This is a genomic window from Acinetobacter sp. BEC1-S18-ESBL-01 (genome assembly GCF_014169935.1).
Lineage (GTDB): Bacteria > Pseudomonadota > Gammaproteobacteria > Pseudomonadales > Moraxellaceae > Acinetobacter > Acinetobacter pittii.
Map to the genome: position 1 here is coordinate 1,442,247 of NZ_AP022302.1, position 22,093 is coordinate 1,464,339.

The 22,093-nt window shown below is 37.0% G+C and carries 24 protein-coding genes; 16 read left to right on the top strand and 8 right to left on the bottom strand.

The window, feature by feature from the left end; all coding sequences use genetic code 11:
• Position 1: 1 nt before the first annotated feature.
• From H7R46_RS06690 to H7R46_RS06705, 4 genes are all read left to right on the top strand, one after another.
• Positions 2 to 364 (top strand): hypothetical protein, encoded by a 363-nt coding sequence (locus tag H7R46_RS06690; RefSeq protein ID WP_005068569.1) that lies wholly within the window; start codon positions 2 to 4, stop codon positions 362 to 364.
• 253 nt (positions 365 to 617) lie between these two features.
• The gene (locus H7R46_RS06695) at positions 618 to 3,257 is read left to right on the top strand and encodes a bifunctional aconitate hydratase 2/2-methylisocitrate dehydratase (protein WP_005068571.1); all 2,640 of its coding nucleotides are present in this window, start codon (positions 618 to 620) and stop codon (positions 3,255 to 3,257) included.
• Between the two features lie 229 nt (positions 3,258 to 3,486).
• A complete protein-coding gene (locus H7R46_RS06700; RefSeq protein WP_005068573.1) occupies positions 3,487 to 3,921 on the top strand; it encodes a hypothetical protein in 435 nt (144 codons plus the stop codon).
• Between the two features lie 115 nt (positions 3,922 to 4,036).
• The gene (locus H7R46_RS06705; RefSeq protein WP_025469807.1) at positions 4,037 to 5,020 is read left to right on the top strand and encodes an ion transporter; all 984 of its coding nucleotides are present in this window, start codon (positions 4,037 to 4,039) and stop codon (positions 5,018 to 5,020) included.
• A gap of 26 nt (positions 5,021 to 5,046) precedes the next feature.
• Here H7R46_RS06705 and H7R46_RS06710 read toward each other — a convergent pair whose 3' ends face one another.
• Positions 5,047 to 6,246 (bottom strand): MFS transporter, encoded by a 1,200-nt coding sequence (locus H7R46_RS06710; protein ID WP_005068580.1) that lies wholly within the window; start codon positions 6,244 to 6,246, stop codon positions 5,047 to 5,049.
• A 224-nt stretch (positions 6,247 to 6,470) separates the two neighbouring features.
• On the opposite strand from H7R46_RS06710, the gene H7R46_RS06715 reads away from it, so the two are divergent.
• The 3 genes from H7R46_RS06715 (at position 6,471) to H7R46_RS06725 (ending at position 9,057) form a co-directional block, all read left to right on the top strand.
• The gene (locus H7R46_RS06715) at positions 6,471 to 6,899 is read left to right on the top strand and encodes a hypothetical protein (RefSeq protein WP_017398490.1); all 429 of its coding nucleotides are present in this window, start codon (positions 6,471 to 6,473) and stop codon (positions 6,897 to 6,899) included.
• Between the two features lie 152 nt (positions 6,900 to 7,051).
• Positions 7,052 to 7,849 (top strand): DUF4198 domain-containing protein, encoded by a 798-nt coding sequence (locus tag H7R46_RS06720; protein ID WP_032012960.1) that lies wholly within the window; start codon positions 7,052 to 7,054, stop codon positions 7,847 to 7,849.
• A 287-nt stretch (positions 7,850 to 8,136) separates the two neighbouring features.
• Entirely contained in the window at positions 8,137 to 9,057 is a 921-nt protein-coding gene (locus H7R46_RS06725) for a LysR family transcriptional regulator (RefSeq protein WP_002122195.1), read from the top strand.
• 60 nt (positions 9,058 to 9,117) lie between these two features.
• Here the strand turns inward: H7R46_RS06725 and H7R46_RS06730 are convergent, their stop codons facing one another.
• Positions 9,118 to 9,570 (bottom strand): DUF441 domain-containing protein, encoded by a 453-nt coding sequence (locus tag H7R46_RS06730; protein WP_032012958.1) that lies wholly within the window; start codon positions 9,568 to 9,570, stop codon positions 9,118 to 9,120.
• A 250-nt stretch (positions 9,571 to 9,820) separates the two neighbouring features.
• On the opposite strand from H7R46_RS06730, the gene H7R46_RS06735 reads away from it, so the two are divergent.
• Both H7R46_RS06735 and H7R46_RS06740 read left to right on the top strand, forming a co-directional pair.
• Positions 9,821 to 10,039, top strand: coding sequence for a hypothetical protein (locus tag H7R46_RS06735; RefSeq protein ID WP_002122273.1), 219 nt, complete (start codon positions 9,821 to 9,823; stop codon positions 10,037 to 10,039).
• A gap of 102 nt (positions 10,040 to 10,141) precedes the next feature.
• On the top strand, positions 10,142 to 10,846 hold the full coding sequence (locus H7R46_RS06740; protein ID WP_005068593.1) for a pseudouridine synthase: 705 nt from the start codon (positions 10,142 to 10,144) through the stop codon (positions 10,844 to 10,846).
• Here the strand turns inward: H7R46_RS06740 and H7R46_RS06745 are convergent.
• The 3 genes from H7R46_RS06745 to H7R46_RS06755 form a co-directional block, all read right to left on the bottom strand.
• Positions 10,839 to 11,282, bottom strand: coding sequence for a GNAT family N-acetyltransferase (locus H7R46_RS06745; RefSeq protein WP_002122286.1), 444 nt, complete (start codon positions 11,280 to 11,282; stop codon positions 10,839 to 10,841). The two genes, H7R46_RS06740 and H7R46_RS06745, sit on opposite strands and share 8 nt — an antisense overlap.
• Before the next feature lie 98 nt (positions 11,283 to 11,380).
• Complete coding sequence (locus H7R46_RS06750; RefSeq protein ID WP_005068595.1) at positions 11,381 to 11,689, bottom strand: type II toxin-antitoxin system RelB/DinJ family antitoxin; 309 nt, start codon at positions 11,687 to 11,689, stop codon at positions 11,381 to 11,383.
• Between the two features lie 110 nt (positions 11,690 to 11,799).
• Positions 11,800 to 12,708 (bottom strand): pseudouridine synthase, encoded by a 909-nt coding sequence (locus H7R46_RS06755; RefSeq protein WP_005068597.1) that lies wholly within the window; start codon positions 12,706 to 12,708, stop codon positions 11,800 to 11,802.
• A gap of 120 nt (positions 12,709 to 12,828) precedes the next feature.
• Between H7R46_RS06755 and tsaE the strand changes: the two genes are divergently transcribed.
• From tsaE to H7R46_RS06780, 5 genes are all read left to right on the top strand, one after another.
• Complete coding sequence (tsaE, locus tag H7R46_RS06760) at positions 12,829 to 13,302, top strand: tRNA (adenosine(37)-N6)-threonylcarbamoyltransferase complex ATPase subunit type 1 TsaE (protein WP_005068599.1); 474 nt, start codon at positions 12,829 to 12,831, stop codon at positions 13,300 to 13,302.
• Positions 13,295 to 15,244 carry a DNA mismatch repair endonuclease MutL gene (mutL, locus tag H7R46_RS06765; protein WP_005068601.1) on the top strand — a complete coding sequence of 650 codons (1,950 nt, stop codon included), beginning with the start codon at positions 13,295 to 13,297 and terminating at the stop codon, positions 15,242 to 15,244. Before tsaE ends, mutL begins: the two co-directional genes overlap by 8 nt.
• 6 nt (positions 15,245 to 15,250) lie before the next feature.
• Complete coding sequence (miaA, locus tag H7R46_RS06770) at positions 15,251 to 16,195, top strand: tRNA (adenosine(37)-N6)-dimethylallyltransferase MiaA (protein WP_005068602.1); 945 nt, start codon at positions 15,251 to 15,253, stop codon at positions 16,193 to 16,195.
• 93 nt (positions 16,196 to 16,288) lie between these two features.
• Positions 16,289 to 16,801 carry an RNA chaperone Hfq gene (gene hfq / locus H7R46_RS06775; protein ID WP_005068603.1) on the top strand — a complete coding sequence of 171 codons (513 nt, stop codon included), beginning with the start codon at positions 16,289 to 16,291 and terminating at the stop codon, positions 16,799 to 16,801.
• A gap of 142 nt (positions 16,802 to 16,943) precedes the next feature.
• On the top strand, positions 16,944 to 17,801 hold the full coding sequence (locus tag H7R46_RS06780) for a DMT family transporter (protein WP_005068604.1): 858 nt from the start codon (positions 16,944 to 16,946) through the stop codon (positions 17,799 to 17,801).
• 39 nt (positions 17,802 to 17,840) lie between these two features.
• Here the strand turns inward: H7R46_RS06780 and nfsB are convergent, their stop codons facing one another.
• Positions 17,841 to 18,494 (bottom strand): oxygen-insensitive NAD(P)H nitroreductase, encoded by a 654-nt coding sequence (gene nfsB / locus H7R46_RS06785; RefSeq protein WP_005068605.1) that lies wholly within the window; start codon positions 18,492 to 18,494, stop codon positions 17,841 to 17,843.
• Positions 18,495 to 18,632: 138 nt separating this feature from the next.
• On the opposite strand from nfsB, the gene H7R46_RS06790 reads away from it, so the two are divergent.
• Positions 18,633 to 18,863, top strand: coding sequence for a hypothetical protein (locus tag H7R46_RS06790; RefSeq protein ID WP_005068608.1), 231 nt, complete (start codon positions 18,633 to 18,635; stop codon positions 18,861 to 18,863).
• Positions 18,864 to 18,870: 7 nt separating this feature from the next.
• Here the strand turns inward: H7R46_RS06790 and H7R46_RS06795 are convergent, their stop codons facing one another.
• Both H7R46_RS06795 and H7R46_RS06800 read right to left on the bottom strand, forming a co-directional pair.
• Positions 18,871 to 19,590: a UDP-2,3-diacylglucosamine diphosphatase gene (locus tag H7R46_RS06795; RefSeq protein ID WP_005068610.1), complete on the bottom strand. Its 720-nt coding sequence runs from the start codon at positions 19,588 to 19,590 to the stop codon at positions 18,871 to 18,873.
• Between the two features lie 15 nt (positions 19,591 to 19,605).
• A complete protein-coding gene (locus tag H7R46_RS06800; protein ID WP_002122280.1) occupies positions 19,606 to 20,115 on the bottom strand; it encodes a peptidylprolyl isomerase in 510 nt (169 codons plus the stop codon).
• Between the two features lie 167 nt (positions 20,116 to 20,282).
• Between H7R46_RS06800 and H7R46_RS06805 the strand changes: the two genes are divergently transcribed.
• Positions 20,283 to 22,010: a glutamine--tRNA ligase/YqeY domain fusion protein gene (locus H7R46_RS06805; protein ID WP_005068613.1), complete on the top strand. Its 1,728-nt coding sequence runs from the start codon at positions 20,283 to 20,285 to the stop codon at positions 22,008 to 22,010.
• The last annotated feature ends 83 nt before the right edge of the window (positions 22,011 to 22,093 follow it).

The window sequence follows — 22,093 nt, forward strand, 5'->3', positions numbered from 1 at the left end:
AATGATGAAAAAGATTTTATTGATTGCAATGAGTTTGCTCTTTGTGGGTTGTTCAGAAAAGAAACCATTAACACCAGAAGAGCAGTGGCATGGCTTTTGTACTAGCGTAGGAAATGCTGCAAGAAGTATTGTTTTTGATCGTCAGCAAGCAATTGAAAAAACGCAGGCAGTTGAGCATGCAAATAAAATTGAAGATGAGATAACTAAAAAATTCATTCTTAATATTATTGAAAAAGTTTATGCAATTCCAAAAGAGGAACTGACAAAAGATCCTCAAGCAATTCAAGAAAAAGTTAGAAAGCAAATGATGGATGAATGTTTGGCAACACCTCATGACAAAATGCCAAAATATAAATCGTTCTAATTGCGGTTGAGATTATTGAATTTTCATCTAGCAGAAGCTCTTTTTGTTTAAAAAAAGCTCAATTTAGCCCAGTATGCTCATTATTTAGACACTGGTATTTAGATACAAAATAATGGGCATCACGGAGAAACACCCCGCGCTCATTAACTTTTACCTTGAACTCTAGTAAACTTTTGTAGTCCATATTACTTGTGAAGCTTTTAAGAAAGCTGGAATTTGCAAGTAATTTTTCAAAAAAAGAGGAATGAACACCGTGCTAGAAGCTTACCGCCAACACGTTGAAGAACGTGCCGCACTCGGAGTCCCACCGAAGCCACTTGATGACGCTCAAACAGCTCAGCTTGTTGAACTATTAAAAAATCCACCAGCAGGCGAAGAAGCGTTCTTGGTAGATTTGCTTGAAAACCGTGTTCCTGCAGGTGTTGACCAAGCAGCTTACGTAAAGGCAGCATTCTTGGCAGCGATTGCAAAAGGCGAAGCAACTTCACCACTCGTTTCTAAAGAACGTGCAGTTTACTTACTTGGTACTATGCTAGGTGGTTATAACGTAGCACCACTTGTTGAGCTTCTTGACAATGCTGAACTTGCAGGCTTAGCTGCTGAAGCATTAAAGAAAACTCTTCTTGTATTTGATGCATTCCATGATGTAGCAGATAAAGCAAAAGCTGGTAATGAAGCTGCTAAAGCTGTTTTACAATCTTGGGCTGAAGCAGAATGGTTCACTAGCCGTCCTGACGTTCCGGAAGAAATCAAAATCACTGTGTTCAAAGTAACTGGTGAAACAAACACTGATGACTTGTCTCCAGCTCAAGATGCTTGGAGCCGTCCAGACATTCCATTACATGCAAATGCAATGTTGAAAAACGAGCGTGATGGTATCAACCCTGAAAAACCAGGTGAAGTTGGTCCATTAAGCCAAATTAAAGAACTTATCGCGAAAGGCAATCAAGTTGCTTACGTTGGTGACGTTGTTGGTACAGGTTCAAGCCGTAAGTCTGCAACTAACTCTGTTCTTTGGTTCTTTGGTGATGAACTTCCACACATTCCAAACAAAAAAGATGGTGGTGTGTGCTTAGGTTCTAAAATCGCTCCAATTTTCTTTAATACAATGGAAGATGCAGGTGCATTACCTGTAGAAATCGACGTTGCTAACATGAACATGGGCGACGAAGTAGTATTGAAAATTGACCATGCTGCTGCAAAAGTAACTGCTTTTAAAGATGGCGTACAAATCTCTGAAGCAGATCTTAAAACTCCAGTACTTTTAGACGAAGTACGTGCGGGTGGTCGTATTAACTTGATCATTGGTCGTGGTTTAACTGCTAAAGCACGTGAAGAACTAGGTCTTGCACCTTCTACATTGTTCCGTACTCCAGTACAACCTGCTGACACTGGCAAAGGCTTCACACAAGCTCAAAAAATGGTTGGCCGCGCATGTGGTTTACCAGAAGGTCAAGGTATCCGTCCAGGAACTTACTGTGAACCTAAAATGACTACAGTTGGTTCTCAAGATACAACAGGTCCAATGACTCGTGACGAGTTAAAAGACTTAGCATGCTTGGGCTTCTCATCTGACTTAGTGATGCAGTCTTTCTGTCACACTGCTGCGTATCCAAAACCAGTTGACGTAACAACTCACCATACATTACCTGACTTCATCATGAACCGTGGTGGTGTATCTTTACGTCCAGGTGACGGTATTATCCACTCTTGGTTAAACCGTATGTTACTTCCAGATACAGTAGGTACTGGTGGTGACTCACATACTCGTTTCCCAATCGGTATTTCATTCCCAGCGGGTTCTGGTCTTGTTGCGTTCGCAGCAGCAACTGGTGTTATGCCACTTGACATGCCTGAGTCTGTACTTGTTAAGTTTAAAGGTAAAATGCAACCTGGTATCACTTTACGTGACCTTGTACATGCAATTCCTTACTACGCAATTCAAGCGGGTGATTTAACTGTAGAGAAGAAAGGTAAGAAAAATATCTTCTCTGGTCGTATCCTTGAGATCGATTTATCAGAAATGGAAAATGACTTGACTGTTGAGCAAGCATTCGAACTTTCTGATGCTTCTGCTGAACGTTCTGCTGCTGGCTGTTCAATCACACTTTCTGAAGAGAAAGTTGCTGAATACCTACGTTCTAACATCACGATGTTGAAGTGGATGATCGCAGAAGGTTATGGCGATGCACGTACACTTGCGCGTCGTGCTGAAAACATGCAGAAGTGGTTAGATAACCCAAGCTTGTTAAAAGCTGATGCTGATGCTGAATACTTAAAAGTTTACGAAATCGATCTAGCTGACATCAAAGAACCAATTCTTTGCTGCCCGAACGATCCAGATGACGCGAAACTTCTTTCTGACGTTCAAGGCGACAAGATTGATGAAGTATTCATCGGTTCTTGTATGACTAACATCGGTCACTTCCGTGCAGCTGGTCAGTTACTTGACAAAGTACCTGGTGGTTCATTATCTACTCGTTTATGGTTGGCTCCACCAACTCGTATGGACGAGCACCAATTAATGGAAGAAGGCTTGTACAACATCTATGGTCGTGCTGGTGCGCGTACAGAGATGCCAGGCTGTTCATTATGTATGGGTAACCAAGCACGTGTAGCACCGAACACAACATGTGTATCGACTTCTACTCGTAACTTCCCGAACCGTTTAGGTCAAGGTGCAAATGTTTACTTAGCGTCTGCTGAGCTTGCATCTGTAGCTGCGGTTCTTGGTAAATTACCAAGCCCAGAAGAATATCAACAGTACGCTTCGCAAATCGACAGTGCTTCTGCTGACATCTACAAATACTTAAACTTCGACAAGATGAGCGAATATACTAAAGAAGCTGATCAAGTTGATACTAAGAAGATCCAAGCTGCTCAATTGACTTAATACGTCGATTTAGTACAAAAAAGGAGCTGATTATTCAGCTCCTTTTTGTTTTAAATGAGACTTTGTACATTATTAGACTTAGAAAATAATAAATAGATCAAATTTTATTTAATGAAAATGTAAAAATAAATATTACTCTAGATATTAAATTGATTTTTGTTTTAAAATATTTGAACGAACTTGAAAATAATTAAAAAAAATATGAGTATTTTATATAGGGAACTTAAGAATGCTAAAGACAATTGTTGAATTTAAATTTGATGATTATCAATTATATGACCAAAAAACTTATGCTGATGAAGGTGGTATTTTAGTTCAAAAAACTGAAGATATTGCACAATATATTTTTAGTATATTAAAGAATAGATATCATTTAAATGTAGAGTTATATAGTGAAAGCTGGGGGTGGGAAATTGAGATTCCCTTAGCTGAAATAACAATGTATCTCGGAATTAGTGTTTATGAAGAATATAGTAATGGATTCGCAATTTTTATTTCTCCAAATACTCCGATTTTAAGAAAATTTCTATTTAGAAAAATTGATATTACTCATCATATTATGGTGTTGCAAAATTATATAAATATTATTTTAAAATCGCATCCAGGCATCTACGATGTGATGTGGTGGGAAGAGAATGAATTTCGATGTGTAGCCACGAATTGATGAAAAAATTAAGGCTTAAATCTTGGGGTAAGTAAAACAAAAATTGTTAGAGACGATATTGGTGAATAGAGGCGATGAGCTTACTATATCTACAATATTAAGTGGTCAGATCAATATGCCTAATTCAGTTTGGAAGAGATTACGTAAGTTTTTTTATAATAATCTTCACAACCATGACTATGAAACGACGGTAAGTAAATGCATTAACTATTTTTTAGTTATTTTAATTATTGGTAACGTTGCTGCTGTTTTATTGGAAACAGTAAATGATTTGTACTCAAATTATCGTATTTGGTTTGACTACTTTGAGAATATTTCAATCGCAATTTTTAGTATTGAGTATTTATTAAGGTTGTGGAGTGTTGCAGATCGAGATACGACACAATCCGTATGGAAAACCCGCTTGAATTGGATGAAAAGTGGGGAAGCAATTATTGATTTGATGGCAATTTTGCCAGCTTATCTGAATTTCTTTGTACGAATCGATCTTCGTATGCTTCGGATTTTACGTCTACTTCGTTTATTAAAATTAACACGGTATTTTATCTCACTACAGATATTGTTATGCGTGATCAAACGTGAGAAAGGTTCTTTTCAAGCAGTTATCTTTATTTTAATTATCATGATTATTATGACTGCTTCTGGAATTTATGTGGTTGAAAACAAAGCTCAGCCAGAAGCTTTTAGTTCAATACCTAAATCTATGTGGTGGGCAGTGGTTACCTTAACTACAGTGGGGTATGGCGATGTCACTCCAGTAACTAGTCTAGGAAAGTTATTAGGGGCGCTTATTACTATTTTGGGTGTGGGTATTGCAGCATTACCAGCTGGTATTTTGGCGTCTGGACTTGCAAATGAGCTTAATCAACGGAATCAGAGACTAGAGCAAGAGTTTCGTGAGCTACTTCAAGCACGAGGTATTGATATTTTACATGATGAAATTGAAATAGAGCGGGTCCGTCAAAAAGTAGGATTGCCAAAAGAGCAAGCGCATAACCTGATTATTCAAATTATGCGTGAAAAAGTATTAGAGGAAGAAGAGTCTGTCCGAGAGAAAAAATGTTATTGCCCGCACTGTGGTGGAAAGTTAACTGATTAGAAGTAATAAGTTAGTCTTTTCTTTAATTAAGCTTTTTTGTTAGCTTTTTCTACTGCAAATGCGATAAGTAAAATAATCAGACCGCCAAGGCTTAAAACAAAACCTACCCAGATTGGAGCGATCCAACCCATTTGGTGGCTGAGTACCCAGCCTCCTAAAAATGCACCTAATGCATTGGCCATATTAAATGCAGAGTGGTTGAGTGAGGCAGCTAAAGTTTGGGCGTCACCTGCGACATCCATTAGACGAGTCTGTAATGCTCCACCTAACCCCATTACCGTGAGACCAATTAAAAATAAAGATGCGATGGCAGTATAGATATTACTCATTAAAAAACTAGCGACAACAAAAGCGATAGCTGAGCTAATTAAGACACCCACTATAGTTTTGTTGAGGTTCTTATCTGCAAGCCATCCTGCTGCTAAACCACCAATAACCATACCAATACCCCAGATAGCTAAAGCGATAGGAACGATTTGGATATTAACTTCTGTGTATTCAGTCAAAATTGGTGAGACATAGCTATAAACTGAAAACATGCCTCCAAAACCGATTGCACCCACTGCTAGTGTTAACCACATATTGATATTTTTAAGGCCAGCTAATTCAGTTTTTATACTGGCAGTAGCTTGAACTGGGATATTGGGTACAAAGAAGCCAACAGCAATTAAAGTGATGAAAGCAATAGTTGCTGAAAACTCAAAACCTGCTCTCCAACCAAAGTTTTGGCCTAACCAAGTTGCTAGAGGAACTCCAATTACTGTTGCCACCGTAAGGCCCATCATCATTTGGGCAACTGCAGAAGCTCTTCTTGACGGACCCGCTAGTTCAGCTGCAACTAACGCACCGACTCCAAAATATGCTCCGTGTGGTAAACCTGCAATGAAACGTGAGACTAAAACAGTTTCAGGTGTATGAGCTAAAGCAGTACAGGCATTCGCAACACCATAAAACAGCATTAAGCCGAGCAATAAAGTTTTCCTAGGTACTTTAGCTCCAAGAATTGCGATGATAGGAGCACCAATAACTACACCCAATGCATAGGCACTAATAAAGTGACCAGCTTCAGGTACTGTAATATTTAAATTATTTGCAATTTCCTGAATCAGTCCCATTGCGACGAATTCAGTGGTTCCAATACAAAAACCACCTACAGCGAGTGAGAAAATTGCTAAAAAGAGAGAGTAATGTTGAGGTGTGGAAAGAGGAGATTGCGGGGACGCCATAATAAGTTAAAGCAAGACTCAAAAAGAGAAGTATAAGGGAAAAGAGAACAGAATAATAAAAAACTAAAATATTGAGGGAATGATTACATATTCAAATGAAGTAAATTTAAATTTTATATAGATTAATTCATCGAAAAACTTTTAAAAATTATATATGATTACTGAGTAATACTTTAAGCATTACAACAATTTGTATAAATATCTAAAAATAGAGATGCTAAAACGTGAGAAAATTATTTATTACCTGCCTTATGGGTATGGCCATGTTATCTATGTCTGGTTGCGCAGTATTTATGGCGGGTAATCAACCAAGTAAAAAAAATTTAAATGTTCTAAATCCAGGCAGTTCTCGTAATTATGTGATTGCCGAGTTTGGTGCGCCTGTACTTTCAGAATACCGTGATGGAACACGCGTTGAGATCTATACTTTTCAACAAGGTTATTCAAAGTGGGTGAAAGTCGGCAGAGCTTTTGGTCATGGTGTAGCAGATGTGGCTTCAATCGGCCTTTGGGAAGTATTTGGGACTCCGACAGAAGCATATTTTAATGGTAAAGAAACTTCATATGAAGTATCTTACGGACCAGATGATTTAGTAAAAAGCTATAAGCTAATTGATTTCGAGCAAACATTTCCAAAGATGAAGCAGCAATAAAATCAAATTAAATAAGGAAAGACCTTCGGGTCTTTTTTTGTATAAAATTAAATTTATTAATGATAATAAGAATTATTTTTACTTGTGTATACTGTATCCGCTTATATTTTGTCTGAAATTTTTAACTTTGCGTATAACAGGATTTTGTAATAATGAATAGATTTCTAATGACCTCACTTGCATTGATATGTACAACAGGCTTTGCTCATGAACCTTATGTAGCTCCTGTAGCTTATAAAACTGAACAGACTCAAGTACCCGTAATTGCTGGTTATGCGGAAGAAGCATTAAATAGTGAATATGCTTTAAAGGATGCTAAGCTTACTGTAATTACACCTAAAAATGAGCTTAAAACCGTCAATTCAGAAGCCCTGAATAAGTCTGCTACTGTTTTTGATGTAGATCTACCTGAAGAAGGCACATACATTGTTCAAACTCAGGCAAATTATCCTTTGAAATATGTATATGACCAAAAAGCATGGCATTTATTTTTTGATATGCCAGCTGATAAAGCTCCGTCGAAAGCAGAACGTGAATATTTGATTCCGACTGACCTTAAAACAAAAACAATTAAAACAGAACAAGTAACACGTGAGTGGATATTGCAGAGTTATCTTTCTAAAGGAAAAGTTTCAGATATTCAGCTTCCGAATATACCGATTAAAGTTAGTTTCTCTGTACATCCAAACCAGATTAAAGCTGCTCAACCTGTTAAATTAACCATAACTGAAAAAGGACAACCTTTAGCTTATGCTGAAGTGAATTTAAGAGAAAAGGGTGCAACTGACAAGCAAGCGCAGCAGTTCAAGGCGGGAGGCAACGGTCAAGTCGAACTTACGTTTCCAAAAGTTGGAGAGTACCTAGTAGAAGTAACAGCTCCTCTAAATTTGAAATTAAAACCTAAAGATCAGAGCTATACGATTATTAGCTTAAATGTTTTAGCACAGTAGTTTTTAGTGTTTTAAAAAAATAGGCCTTTATTGGGCCTATTTTTGTCTTATAGTTTTTAACTACTTTAAAAATTTTTATAGAATCGTTTTAATTTTCCTTCATTTTTGAAGATGTTTAAATTCATGCAAGTAAAAGATAGTGAAATAAAATTCATGTTGAGACAAACTAACTAATTTTATGTTAAAGTGAATAAAATTCATTAATAAAGATTTGTCGAAAGTTTTATGGAAAAGCAAAGATGAGCTTTATCCATTTATAGATAAATCTGTTTTTTAGGCTTGGGCCCATGTTAGAAATACGCCACCTTAAAACTTTAGTTGCTTTACGTGAACATGGTTCATTAGTTTCCGCAGCTAATGACCTTTGTTTGACGCCATCTGCTATTTCCCATCAATTAAAAGAATTAGATCATTGGTACGGGGTGGAAGTAGTTAATCGTCGAAGTAGACCTGTTAGTTTTTCTAATGTTGGACAGCGCTTATTAAAATTGGCTGATGATGTTTTACCACAAATCCAGATTACACATAGTGATATCACACGCATTGTGCATGGACAGACAGGTAGAATTATTTTTTCATCGGAATGCCATAGTTGCTTTGACTGGTTAATGCCTTTATTAAATCAGTATCGCCAGCAATATCCTGACGTCGATTTAGACTTTGCATCAGGTTTTGAAGCCAATCCGCATGAACTCTTACAAAATGCAGAATTTGATTTACTGATTACAGCTGATCCAATTGCGTTAAAAGGAATTGAGTATTTTCCGATTTTTGAATATGAGTCACGGTTAGTCTTATCAAATACTCACCCTTTGGTGCGGGCTGAAAATATTACAGTTCAAGAGTTGGCCGAAGAAGTTTTAATTACTTATCCGGTTGATAAGCACCGTTTAGATATTATGTCTAAACTTTTCATCCCCGCGAATATTCAGCCTAAACAAATACGGACAACAGATTTAACTCAAATGCTTATTCAACTCGTTGCAAGTGGACGAGGTATTGCTGCTTTACCTGATTGGGTAGTCAATGAATATGAACAAAAGGGATGGGTTACTAGTCGTCGTTTAGATTGTGTTTCTCCTACAGGTTTAAGACGAACTTTATATGCAGGCTACCGAACTGAAGAAAAAGAGAAAAGTTATTTTGAAGGCTTTTTAAAGCAGTTGGAAAAGTTCTCTTTAAAACGAAACGCCTATTATTCTGGCTAAAAAATAATTTAGCCTAAGTCTTAAAAAGGTGCTTTATTGCACCTTTTTCATGTTGATTTTTTATTTGCCAATAAATAAAGAGAGTAAGCCTGCTGCAATTAGAGGACCGACTGGTACACCACGGAGTAAGGCGACGCCAGCAACTGTACCAATGAGTAAACCTGCAACCACGTCAGGTTGGCTCGACATTAGTTTTACTCCGCGACCACCTAGCCAGGCGACTAACAGGCCAATTGCGATAGCCATAATAGACTTAACACTAATAAAGGATTTTAAAATACTCTCTCCACTGAGTTTCCCACTGGCAATTGGAGTGAGTACGCCAATGGTTAAAATAAGAATTCCTAAATTAAGACCATGAGCTTGAATATAAGGGAAAAACTCATTTAATGGTGTGATTTTAACGACAATCAATACACCTGCTGCAATAGTTACAGCTGCATTTTGACTTAATAAGCCGCAGACAAGCAGAACGAGTAGAACAATTAAATTAACATCAAATTGGGCAAGCATGGCGAGCGGAGGGCATTATAAATAAATGGAATTGTATAATATTTAAGAGTTGGAATGTGAAAGCTTTAAAAGATACAGCTGATTTCGGCTCTTCTTAATTAAAAATTGAGTGTATATCTCTCAATGATAAGGAGTTTTAATTTTTAGTTACGCATGGACACAATGTTATATAAATTAACAAGTTAAAAATTATCGCATTTAAAAATTATGATATAAAAATAATCATTACTCATGAGTACGGGATATTTTTATGGACATTATAGATATCAAGATCAAAGATCAGTTTGATAAGATTCATGATGCAAAAGCACAACTAAAGAAAAATTTAGTGGAACATGAAAATGAATCTTTAAAACTAAGCCAACGAATTGAGCATATTATTGTTGATAATGAAATTATTTTGCCTACTACAGAATTATTATTTGAAAGCGAACAGAACGAAAATATTTATCGAGTCGTTGAAGAGTAAGGGTGCGAACTAGTTCAAGTAGATGAAAACAGTAGCGAGTAGTGTTTAGTAAAAAATGGAAACTACGTTAAAATAACAGCTTAGTTCTAATGAGAAAACTTCATGCTGCTGGAAAAAATTTTACAATCACAAGGGTTTGGTTCTCGTAAATATTGTCAGCAGTTAATAAAAAACGGATCTGTAAGTGTTGATGGAGAGATTGCAGATGATCTCAAAAAGCAATTCTCTCCAGAAAATTTAGAATTTTCTCTTTTTGGGGAAACTTATCAATATCGAGAAAAAGTTTATCTTGCGCTAAAAAAACCGAAAGGTTTTGAATGTTCACACCAACCTCACCATCATCAAAGCGTGTTTAGCCTTTTACCGGAAATCATGATTCAACGTGGTGTGCAAGCCATTGGCCGTCTAGATCAAGATACAACTGGCTTACTTTTGCTTACCGATGATGGTAAATATCTTCAAGCTTTAACTCATCCCCGTAAGCATGTTCCAAAGGTTTATCATGTTACGACCATAGATCCGGTTACACCTGAGCAAATTGAGATGCTGAGCCAAGGTGTGAGCCTACATCAAGAAAAAGGCCTTTTCGCTGCAACGGATGTAGCGATATTAGAAACGCATCAATTAACCATGACGATTCATCAAGGTGTTTATCATCAAGTAAAAAGAATGATTGCAGCTGTGGGAAATAAGGTAGAAGCATTACATCGCCATCAAGTCGGGCAATTGGTTTTACCTGAACTTGAAGATGGAGAATGGGTTTATTTATCTGAACAACAAAAACAGCTCGCGCAAAATATCATTTGAGAAAACAATGGAAGGTTTGGAACTCACTATCTCGAATAAATCCCATTTGTTCATATAAACGATGAGATTCATGGTTGTTACTTTGAGTTTCCAAACTAATCCGCAAAGCATTTTCTTGTTTTGCAAATAAGATTGCTGTATCGATTAGCTGTTTAGCAGAACCTTGACGACGAAAAACGGGCGTAACATATACATCATCTAAAATATAGTAAGTTGAACAAGCAACCGAAGAAAAACCTAAATAGAGTAAAATAAAACCCGTAATTTTATCGTCTTTAATATGAATGAAGAACACACTTTCTCTATTCTCAAAACGTTGTTTTAGAAAGTGAAGTGATTCATTAAAATTAGAAGAGGCCCCATAAAATTGGCGATATTCATCAAATAAAACGGCGAGTTGCTCTAAATCTTCAAAAGTCGCTCGTCTAACGATCATTTGGCACTCCTTGTAACTTATCATTATGTTTTTACAAAGAGAGCATAACGAAAAAAAGAGCTTTTTGACGTTAAAACTTGTTTATAAATGCAACAGTGTTAAGTTTTGTCGCTTTCACCAAGCAGTGCATTCAACTCTTCAAATAAATCTTCATGGTCATCATCTTCAGCTATAGTTGATGAGTTTTGGTTTAATGAAGATGCTTTTGCTTTTCTCAGTTTTAATAATTGTTCCATATTAATATTCTGATTTTCGATAGCAAAAGGAATAGATTTAGTTAATACGACCTGTTTAAAAAAAAGTCGTACTGCTTGGGCAGGGGTAATTCCCAGTTGTTTAAAAACAGCAAAAGCCTGCTTTTTTTCTTGGGAGTCAAGTCGAACCTGATAAACTTCTGTTTTTCGCATGAATAACAAAACCAAATGATTTTAATTTTTAGGAATTTATTTTAAACCATCGCAATGTAATTTCAATGCTTTTTGGCATAAAAAATAATCTTTTTGTCATTACGATTACATTACAATGTCAATTCAAACTCGGAATTAAAAGACATTCCCTCTTTTGTGAGGGGGTCTGTAAATGAAATATGCTTAGCCAGAAGCTGTAATGGTTCCGAGAAGTCATCTTCAGCTTTGTGCTGAACTATTGGATAAAATGGATCATTTTTAATCGGAATTTCTAAGTAATTAAGATGTACTCGAAGTTGGTGCTGTTTCCCCGTTGTAGGAGTTAAGCGATATTTTGCCCAAATCTGGTTGTGCTCGATAAGCTCAATATCAGTCTGGGTATTGGCTTTCGTATTTTCTATAACCTGCATCGTGTAAAAAGGATGACCTTTATCTAAATGCAAATATAAGGTTTGAGGAAAATTTAAATCTTTTCTATAAGCTGCAATAGCGTGATAAATTTTATTGACTCGGCGCTCTGCAAATAATTGTTGATAAATACCACGCGACTCAACCCGCTTGCAAAATAGAACAATACCCGCGGTTTCGCGGTCTAAGCGATGAATGGGGGTTAAAAATTCATTGCCTGTTTGTTTTTTTAGCCGCACTAAAAGCGTTTCTTGAACATATTGTCCTGTCGGGCTAATTGTTAAAAAATGTGGTTTATCGACCACTAATAAATCATCATTTTCAAATAAAATTTGATGCTCAAAAGGTACATGTGGTTCATATGCAAGAAAGCGATAATAAAAAATATGGGTGTTGCCGACATATGGACTGGTTACAGTTAATTTTTCCCCATTTGCTGCATATATAAGACCATCTTGAAATCTTTGTTCCCATTCTTCAGTTTTAATATGTGGAAAGTGACCACAGAGATACTCATAAATAGTTTGAGCATCTGTTTGCATAGGAAGATAGACTTGACTCGCACTTACTCCATCAATCATGGGTGGCAGAAATTCGTTTGGACTAGACATAAGAAAGTGTGAATATTTAAGAAAATTGATATAAAAAAAGCCAACTTCTAGGGCTTAAGTAGGCTTTTAAGGCAGGGCAATGTTATCATATCGATTATTTTGAATCATGTTATGTGTGCTATGTCGTATTCATTGAAATTGGTCTTAAATCATGAAGAAGATACTGAGCGTCTAGCTCGAGCTTTGGCGCAGCATGTTCAGTCGGGTGTAATTTATTTAATCGGGGACCTAGGTGCGGGTAAAACCACACTTACGCGCTATTTCTTACAGGCTTTGGGCCACAAAGGCTCTGTTAAAAGCCCAACTTATACGCTTGTTGAGCCGTATAAAATTAATGATAAAGAAATTTTTCATTTTGACTTATATCGTTTGAATGATCCCTATGAACTTGAATTAATGGGAATTCGTGATTATTTAGATATTACAGATGCATTATTTTTATTTGAATGGCCCTCTAAAGGTGGTGATGAGATTCCACAAGCGGATATCATCATTGACATTCAAAAGTCAGATGATGAGTTGACTCGTTTAGTAACGTTAACTTTACCAACAGAAAATTTATACCAGACTTTGCAGGAACAGCTTCATGACTGATGAAAAGCTAACACAACGTCGTATTCATACATTAGACGCAGCGTTAGCGAACCAGATTGCAGCAGGTGAGGTGATTGAGCGTCCTTCTTCTGTGGTCAAAGAATTATTAGAAAACTCAATTGATGCAGGTGCAACTGAGCTGATTGTACGGATTGCTCAAGGTGGTTCGACTTTAATCGAAATCATTGATAATGGGCATGGTATTCATCCGGATGATTTGGCACTTGCTGTCATGCGTCATGCCACAAGTAAGATTAAAACTGCTGAAGATTTACATGCAATTGTGAGTTTGGGGTTCCGTGGGGAAGCCTTAGCTTCGATTGCTGCGGTTTCAAGATTGACTTTGACCAGTAGCCAAGATGAAAGTGGTATTGGTCATCAAGTTGAAGTAAACGGTACAGCATTTGATCATCAAGAAGTACAAGCTGTTGCTGCTCAAAAGGGAACCCATATACGTGTTCAGGACTTATTTTTTAATGTTCCTGCGCGCCGTAAATTCTTAAAAAAACCAACCACTGAATTTGGGCATATCGAAGAGATTGTTCGCCGTCTGGCCCTAACACATTTCGATATACGTTTTGTGCTTGAGCATAATGATAATATAAGAATTAATTTACCTATAGCGGATAGCGGAGAGCTACGTTTTCAGCGAGTTCAGCAATTATTAGGCTCACAATTTGTTCAAAATGCATATTGGATTGATGCTGAAAGTATTAGTATGCGTTTATCAGGTTGGCTTGGTCATCCTTCAGATGCACGTGCACAGGCTGATATGCAATATGTCTATGTAAATGGTCGTATTGTCAAAGATAAAACGATTTCGCATGCGCTACGCATGGCCTATGACGGTATTTTACATGGTCATCAACATTCATCTTATTTACTTTTTTTAGAAGTTGACCCTGAAAATATTGATGTCAATGTCCATCCTACTAAACATGAGATTCGATTTTTAAATCAAAGAGAAGTGCATGAGTTTGTAAGACATTATGCAAAAGAAACTCTCGCACAATTTCAGACAGCGAGTGCTGATCTAGCTCAAGCGATGAAAGCGGATGAAAGCTCAGATTATTCAGTACAACCTCAGCCCAAATATCAAGAGCAATTTTCATTGCACCGTGCAAATGAAACTTTAAATTCTGACAGTGAAGCACGAACTCAGCCTGCACCGACAGAATTATTAACTGATTTTAACGCTAGTCGTCCGCAAGCTGTTCACTATGCAGATCAAACACCAAAATATAATGGTTCTGCTCAACTAAATAATGCTTTAAAAACTTATTTAGCCCCACTTCGCGACCAACCTACTAGTTTTTCGGTAAATGAGGATATTGAGCCAGTTGCTAAAGTAGATGAATTTCCATTAGGTATCGCAATTGCTCAACTGCATGGAATTTATATTTTAGCGCAGAATACCGAAGGGCTTATTATTGTTGATATGCATGCGGCACATGAACGTATTTTATTACAGCAAATGAAAAATGCTTGGGATAAACCTGAATTTTGGACATCTCAGCAGTTGCTTATACCTAAGGTAATTTCCATTAGCCGTATGCAAGCCGTTAGGGTCGAAGAATTAAAACCTCAGCTTGAGCGTTTAGGCTTGGAAATTGATTTATATGGTGATGAGCAAGTTATTGTTCGTGGTGTGCCCGCCATATTACAAAAAGCTGATTTTGAAAATCTTATTCCAGAGCTTTTAAATGATTTAGATCCAAATGATGAAGCACAAGGATTACTTCAAAAAAGAGATGAGTTGTTAGCTGGAATGGCATGTCATGGAGCCGTACGTGCACATCGACAACTTAGTCTTTCAGAAATGAATGCTTTACTTCGTCAAATGGAACAAACCGAATTTGCGAGCCAATGTAACCATGGGCGGCCAACTTGGCGTGCATTCCCATTATCTCAATTAGATAAATTATTTGCTCGAGGAGAGTAGTTTTACATGTCAAATCAATTGCCCGTCATCAATTTAATGGGACCAACTGCGAGCGGAAAAACCGCTTTGGCATGTGAATTATACGAGCGTGGAAATTTTGAGCTAATTTCTGTTGATTCCGCTCTTGTCTATAAAGATATGGATATTGGTACGGCTAAACCAACTCGTGAAGAGCAAGAACTCTATCCTCATCGTCTTATTGATATTATTACTCCTCTGGAAGTCTATTCAGCTGCTCAGTTTGTTGAAGATGCATGTAAATTGATTGATGAAATGCATTCACGTGGCAAAACTCCTATTTTAGTAGGAGGGACAATGTTATATTTCAAGGCACTGTTAGAAGGGTTATCTGGTAATTTACCAAGTGCTAATGCTGAAGTTCGAGCTGCAATTGAAGAAAAAGCTCTAAACGAAGGATGGCAGGCAGTTTATGATGAGTTGGTTTCTGTAGACCCTGCTGCCGCTATAAAGTTTAATGTAACTGATAAGCAAAGGATTATTCGTGCACTTGAAGTTTATAAAATTACTGGTGAACCAATTACTAAATTGCAGGCAGAACAACCAAAAAACGTACCATATCGATACATATTTCATAACTACGCTTTACTTCCAGATCGGGTAGAATTACATCAACGCATTGAGCAAAGATTAAGCAAAATGTGGGATATCGGTTTTTTGAGTGAAGTTGAAGCTCTAATTGAAAAATACGATTTAGATGAAAATTTACCCTCAATGCGTTCGGTGGGTTATCGACAAGCACTAGAATTTCTATTAAAAAGTGACCTAAGTCTCAAAAGTAAACGTGAAATGGAGGATAAAGCTTTATTTGCAACACGACAACTTGCCAAACGTCAATATACGTGGTTACGTTCTTTGCAAGAAATACACGATTTTAAAACTTACTTGACGATAAAGCAGGCGAAAGAAGACTTGCGAAACTCTTATGGATAAAGCAAAATTTGCACACTGTCTTTTTATAATTTTTAGTTGAAAAATAAAGATAGTTTTTTTGCGCTGATTTAAAAATTTTTTTTGGAGTTAAAAATGTCTAAAGGTCAAACTTTACAAGATCCGTTCTTAAATTCTCTCCGTAAAGAACGTATCCCTGTTTCTATTTTCCTTGTGAACGGTATTAAATTACAGGGTCATATTGAATCTTTTGACCAATATGTTGTTTTATTAAAAAATACTGTAAGTCAAATGGTTTACAAACACGCGATTTCAACTGTTGTTCCAGCACGTAACCCTCGTCCAGCAGGCGCTCAAGGTACAGGCTTCCCAGCACAAGGCGGCCCTCAAGGCGGTTTTGGTGGTCAAGGTAGCGGCTTTGGCGGCGGTCAAGGCGGTGGCTTCGGTGGCGCTCAAGGCGGCTTCGGTGGCGCTCAAGGTGGCTTCGGTGGTCAAGGCGGCTTCGGTGGTCAAGGTGGCTTCGGTGGTCAAGGTGGCTTCGGTGGTCAAGGCGGTTTCGGTGGTCAAAGTGGTTTCGGTGGTCATCAAGGTGGTTTTGACAACGATTCTAAATTTGAAGATGGTCAAGAAGACGAAAATAATCGTTAATTGAAATCTTAAAAAAGAAACCAGTCAGACAATGGCTGGTTTTTTTATGTGTATTTAAAAGTTGATTCATAATATTTAACTGGTCATGGAGAATGATTTGCCATGATGACTAATTTTATTTAAATAAATAGGGCTTTAATGAATGCTATTAATATTAGCTGCTGCTTTTAGCAGCGTCTTGGTATCTATTCTATTAAAAAATTTAAAGAGAAAAGGTTATCAACCACTACAAATGATTGCGTGCAACTATGCAAGCGCAAGTCTTCTTTGTTTTTGGTGGTTTCAGCCTGATATTCAACATGTTTCAATACAACATACTCCTTGGTGGTTAATCTTTGCTTTAGGAATAATTTTACCTAGTATTTTTTTATGTCTTGCTAAATCATTAGAATATGCAGGAATTGTGAGAACCGAACTTGCACAGCGTCTTTCAGTTATTCTTTCCTTACTTGCGGCATATTTCTTTTTTCATGAACAATTTAATACCTTAAAACTGTGGGGTGTAGGCCTAGGGATTTGTGCGGTCTTACTCGTATTATTTGGGCAAATCAATTCTTCAGCAAATCATCAATCTCGAAAAGCGATCTTTGCTCTTTTAAGTGTATGGTGTGGTTATGCAGCAGTAGATATTCTCTTGAAATATACAAGTAGTTTAGGTCTGCAGTTTGCACTCACTTTAAATCTTATTTTTATTACTGCTTTTATATTGTCGATTTCATATTTATTGCTACAGAAGACTCAAAAGTGGCAGTTTAAAAGTACGATAGCTGGGTTAATATTAGGAATACTTAATTTTTCAAATATTGCTTTATATGTAAAAGCTCATATTCTTTTAAAAGATTCTCCTGCTATTGTTTTTGCGAGCATGAATATTCTTGTTGTGTTATTGGGAATTTTAAGCGGAGTGATTTTATATAAAGAAAAATTAAAATGGCCTACTATTTTGGGGATCCTTTTAGGAATAAGTGGGGTAGTTTGTTTAGCTAGCGCAATGGCTTGATAGTTCAAGAGAATAGAATCTCTTGAACTATAGAGATTTTTATAAATATGTGAAAATCACTTCATCTGGCAGACGTGATTTAGGAAGCTTAGCATTAAAGTCATTTTCACTGCGATAGCCTAGAGAAACAATCACAGAGCTTCGTAAGCCTTTTTCAGTTAAACCTAGCTCAGTATTTAAAATTTCTTCATCAAAGCCACCCATTGGAGTTGCATCAATGCCTTCTAAGCCAGCAGCAAAGAGTAGCTGTCCTAAAGCAATGAATGTTTGATTTTCCATCCACCCAAATAAATTTTTCTGTTCATTTCGGTAGAACTCGACGTAGCCATGGCGAGTATCTTTTTGACCTAATTTTGCTTTTTCATCTTTAAAACGGCCACTTAGATCATCTTGCTCAAGTAGTTGATTTAAGTACTCAGATGTAATATCCGTTTTTGTACAGAATACAAGTGTATGCGATGACTCAAGCACTTTAGGAGCATTGTAAGCATACTTTCCTGTTAATGCTTTTGCGATTCGTTCTTTCGCTGCAAGATTATCTGCAACTACAAAATGCCAAGGCTGAATATTTACTGAAGATGGGGTAAAACGTAAAATTTCTAATAATTTCTTAATTTTTTCTTGAGAGATTTTCTTTTCAGAATCATACGCTTTTGTTGTATAGCGACTTTTAACCGTATTTAATAAATCCATACTTTACTCCATATCAGTTTTATAGCAATTGAGAGAATTTAATCTTTGCCATCATACGCTATTTTATTCAAAAACATTTCGTATGTAGTTTGATAAAGAAATATAATGTTTATATAAAGTTTTAGTAATCTATTGAAAATGATTGATTTAATGCCAACAGATGCGAAGAGGAAGTTGCGGGAAATTAGAATTTTGAAAGCTTTTATCATTTTTGCATTTGTTTTGAGTCTTTTGATTTTATACATTGAGTATCACAATCATGCACATATAAGCTGGAAATTTGTATTTATTGCCAGTCTATGTGCGATTTACGATTTTGATTTAAATAACAAAATTAAAGACTTGAAAGTTGAAATAAAAAGTAACTAATTTTTAGTTAATAATTCCAGGTAACCAATTCAAGCTGTTGCATATTTGAAGAGGGATCAATTTCTAAAATATAAGCTTGATCTTCACGCCAATCGCCAAGAACAATTCGTTGTTTAGCTTGTACTTGGTGAATTGCAGGGCGATGGGTATGCCCATGAATCAGTATATCTGCATCTTCTAAAGCAGAAATAACAGCTTGTTCATTCACATCCATAATTTCATAGCTTTTTTGCTGTTTATCTGCGGAGCTTCTTTTTCGAAAGCCATTAACCAGTTTGGTGCGAAAACTCAGGGGTGTACGGCGTAAAAAAGCCACTAAAAGTGGATTTCGAATAATTTTTCTAAATCTCTGGTAGGAAACGTCATCTGTACATAGTGCATCACCGTGTTCTAAGCGGTACTGATGTCCAGCAATATTAAGATAATAAATGTCAGGTAGTAATACACCGTTAAATTTATTGAGGAAAATCTGATTTAAAGCAAAATCACGGTTGCCTACTTGGAAGTAAATCCGATTTCCTTTTTTGTTAAAGTCTTTTAATGCCTCAACAATTTCATCGAGCCATGGTGCTGAGTAATCATCGCCAATCCAAGCGTTAAACCAGTCACCTAAAATATAAAGCTGTGTTTGTTTATTTTGATAATGCACCAATAAATCTAAAAACCCTCGAACAAGTCGAGGGTGTTCAGGTGACAAGTGTAAATCAGAGATAAACAGATAAGTCACAGCTTATTCCTAAAATTATTCAGAAATAATTTTAGCAGATTCGATTACAACGTTTTCTAAAGGAACGTCAGCGTGGTAACCACGGTTGCCAGTGCGAACGCCTTTGATCGCTTCAACAACATCCATACCTTCAACAACTTTACCAAATACAGCATAACCCCAACCTTGAGCAGTTTTAGAGGTATGGTTTAAGAAAGAGTTGTTTTTTACGTTAATGAAGAACTGTGCAGAAGCAGAGTGAGGTGCTTGAGTACGTGCCATAGCAATCGTACCAACATCATTGCTTAAACCATTGTCAGCTTCGTTTTCGATAGAATCACGAGTTGCTTTTTCTTTGAAGTTTTCATCCATCCCGCCACCTTGGATCATGAAACCATCAATGACACGGTGGAAAATAACGCCGTCATAAAAACCGTCACGTACATATTCTAAAAAGTTTGCTACTGTTTTTGGTGCTTTTTCAGTATTTAGTTCAAGAACAATACGACCTTTATTGGTGTTTAATTCGACTTGAGGAAAACTCATTACATTAATCTCCTAAACATGGGCTTATGACCATGGGTTTTTGGTTGAGAGAAGCATAAGCAAACTGTAAACTACAAGGCAAGTAAAAAACGTTAAAATCTTTGTGAAAAATGAAGATAGCGTTTAAATTTTTCGAAATTTATCTACAAAGAAGTGATTGATACACTATGAAGCCTAATGATGTTGTCTCGAGCCTGCCTAATAACCCGACACCGAATACTCATGCCTCTGTCGATTCTGCGCAGCAAGAACAACAGGCTGGCTTAGATTTTGTTCGCCAAGTCATTACTGATGATTTGGCTACGGGACGTGCAAAGCAGATCGTAACGCGTTTTCCACCAGAACCAAATGGTTATTTACATATTGGCCATGTAAAAGCGATTTGCTTGAACTTTGGTGTGGCTGAAGAGTTTGATGGTTTGTGTAATTTGCGTTTTGACGATACAAACCCTGATGCTGAAGAACAAGAGTATGTTGACGGTATTGCGAATGATGTGAAATGGCTTGGTTTTAACTGGAATGGTGAACCACGCTATGCATCAGGTTATTTTGATCAATTATATGCATGGGCAGTTCAACTTATTGAACAAGGCGATGCATATGTAGATTTACAATCTCCAGAAGAAATTAAGTTAAACCGCGGTAGCTTTGTTGAGCCAGGTAAAAACTCTCCATACCGTGATGCTTCTATTGAAGAGAATCTTGCTCGCTTTGAAAAAATGCGTAGCGGTGAGTTTAAAGAGGGTGAAGCGGTTTTACGTGCCAAGATTGATATGGCAAGTACAAATGTACATATGCGTGATCCGATTTTATATCGCGTATTACATTCAGAGCATCATCAAACTGGCGATAAATGGAAAATCTACCCAATGTATGACTATGCTCATCCATTGTCTGATGCCATTGAAGGAATTACCCATTCGCTTTGTACATTAGAGTTCCAAGATCACCGTCCGTTTTATGACTGGATTGTTGAAAAAGTAAAATCTAAAGCTGTTCCACATCAGTACGAATCTTCACGTTTAAACGTGGATTACACCATTACGTCAAAACGTAAATTACGTAAATTGGTGGAAGGTGCGTATGTAAATGGTTGGGATGACCCACGTATGCCAACCGTAGTCGGTATGCGCCGTCGTGGTTTTACTCCTGAAGGCTTACGTGATTTTTGTAAGCGTGTAGGCGTGTCAAAAACTGACGGTATTGTTGATGTTGCAATGCTTGAGTTCTGTATTCGTCAATCTTTAGAAAATACTGCTGCGCGTGGTATGGCTGTTTTAAGTCCACTTAAAGTGACTTTAACTAATTTACCTGAAGATATGGATCTTACGCATGCTCGCCATCCTAATGTTGATATGGGTGATCGTGTGATTCCTTTAACTAAGGAAATCTATATTGATCGTAAAGATTTTGAAGAAGTACCGCCAAAAGGCTTTAAACGTTTAATTCCTGACGGTGAAGTGCGTTTACGTCATGCTTACGTGATTAAATGTGATGAAGTCATTAAAGATGCAAATGGTGAAGTGATTGAACTGAAATGTTCAATTGACCCTGAAACTCTAGGAAAGAATCCGGAAGGCCGCAAGGTTAAAGGCGTGATTCACTGGGTATCTGCAACTAAAGGGATTCCTGCTGAAGTGCGTATTTACGATCGTTTGTTTACTGAAGCCGCACCTGATGCAGATGATGACTTCTTGGCAAATCTTAATCCTGAATCATTAAAAGTGGTACAAGCTGTCATTGAGCCAGCTTTGGCACAAGCGAATCCTGAAGATCGTTTCCAATTTGAGCGTGAAGGCTATTTTGTCGCTGATCAATATGATCATTCATCAGAGAAACCAGTTTTCAACCGTATTCTTGATTTGAAAGATAGCTTCAAGCCTGAGAAAAAGTAAGAGATTGATTATCTCTTACTTTTTCGCAAGACGAACAACATGTTGTGAGTAGACAGTAGAGATTGATTATCTCTTACTTTTTC

Coding starts and splice junctions, on each gene's coding strand:
- H7R46_RS06710 (WP_005068580.1), bottom strand. CDS start 6,246: ATGGCGTCCCCGCAATCTCCTCTTTCCACACCTCAACATTACTCTCTC.
- H7R46_RS06745 (WP_002122286.1), bottom strand. CDS start 11,282: ATGATCGTTAGACGAGCGACTTTTGAAGATTTAGAGCAACTCGCCGTT.
- H7R46_RS06720 (WP_032012960.1), top strand. CDS start 7,052: ATGAATAGATTTCTAATGACCTCACTTGCATTGATATGTACAACAGGC.
- H7R46_RS06755 (WP_005068597.1), bottom strand. CDS start 12,708: ATGTCTAGTCCAAACGAATTTCTGCCACCCATGATTGATGGAGTAAGT.
- H7R46_RS06705 (WP_025469807.1), top strand. CDS start 4,037: ATGCCTAATTCAGTTTGGAAGAGATTACGTAAGTTTTTTTATAATAAT.
- H7R46_RS06730 (WP_032012958.1), bottom strand. CDS start 9,570: ATGCTTGCCCAATTTGATGTTAATTTAATTGTTCTACTCGTTCTGCTT.
- miaA (WP_005068602.1), top strand. CDS start 15,251: ATGTCAAATCAATTGCCCGTCATCAATTTAATGGGACCAACTGCGAGC.
- H7R46_RS06735 (WP_002122273.1), top strand. CDS start 9,821: ATGGACATTATAGATATCAAGATCAAAGATCAGTTTGATAAGATTCAT.
- H7R46_RS06725 (WP_002122195.1), top strand. CDS start 8,137: ATGTTAGAAATACGCCACCTTAAAACTTTAGTTGCTTTACGTGAACAT.
- H7R46_RS06780 (WP_005068604.1), top strand. CDS start 16,944: ATGCTATTAATATTAGCTGCTGCTTTTAGCAGCGTCTTGGTATCTATT.
- H7R46_RS06690 (WP_005068569.1), top strand. CDS start 2: ATGATGAAAAAGATTTTATTGATTGCAATGAGTTTGCTCTTTGTGGGT.
- H7R46_RS06790 (WP_005068608.1), top strand. CDS start 18,633: ATGATTGATTTAATGCCAACAGATGCGAAGAGGAAGTTGCGGGAAATT.
- H7R46_RS06740 (WP_005068593.1), top strand. CDS start 10,142: ATGCTGCTGGAAAAAATTTTACAATCACAAGGGTTTGGTTCTCGTAAA.
- mutL (WP_005068601.1), top strand. CDS start 13,295: ATGACTGATGAAAAGCTAACACAACGTCGTATTCATACATTAGACGCA.
- hfq (WP_005068603.1), top strand. CDS start 16,289: ATGTCTAAAGGTCAAACTTTACAAGATCCGTTCTTAAATTCTCTCCGT.
- H7R46_RS06700 (WP_005068573.1), top strand. CDS start 3,487: ATGCTAAAGACAATTGTTGAATTTAAATTTGATGATTATCAATTATAT.
- H7R46_RS06805 (WP_005068613.1), top strand. CDS start 20,283: ATGAAGCCTAATGATGTTGTCTCGAGCCTGCCTAATAACCCGACACCG.
- tsaE (WP_005068599.1), top strand. CDS start 12,829: ATGTCGTATTCATTGAAATTGGTCTTAAATCATGAAGAAGATACTGAG.
- H7R46_RS06750 (WP_005068595.1), bottom strand. CDS start 11,689: ATGCGAAAAACAGAAGTTTATCAGGTTCGACTTGACTCCCAAGAAAAA.
- nfsB (WP_005068605.1), bottom strand. CDS start 18,494: ATGGATTTATTAAATACGGTTAAAAGTCGCTATACAACAAAAGCGTAT.
- H7R46_RS06800 (WP_002122280.1), bottom strand. CDS start 20,115: ATGAGTTTTCCTCAAGTCGAATTAAACACCAATAAAGGTCGTATTGTT.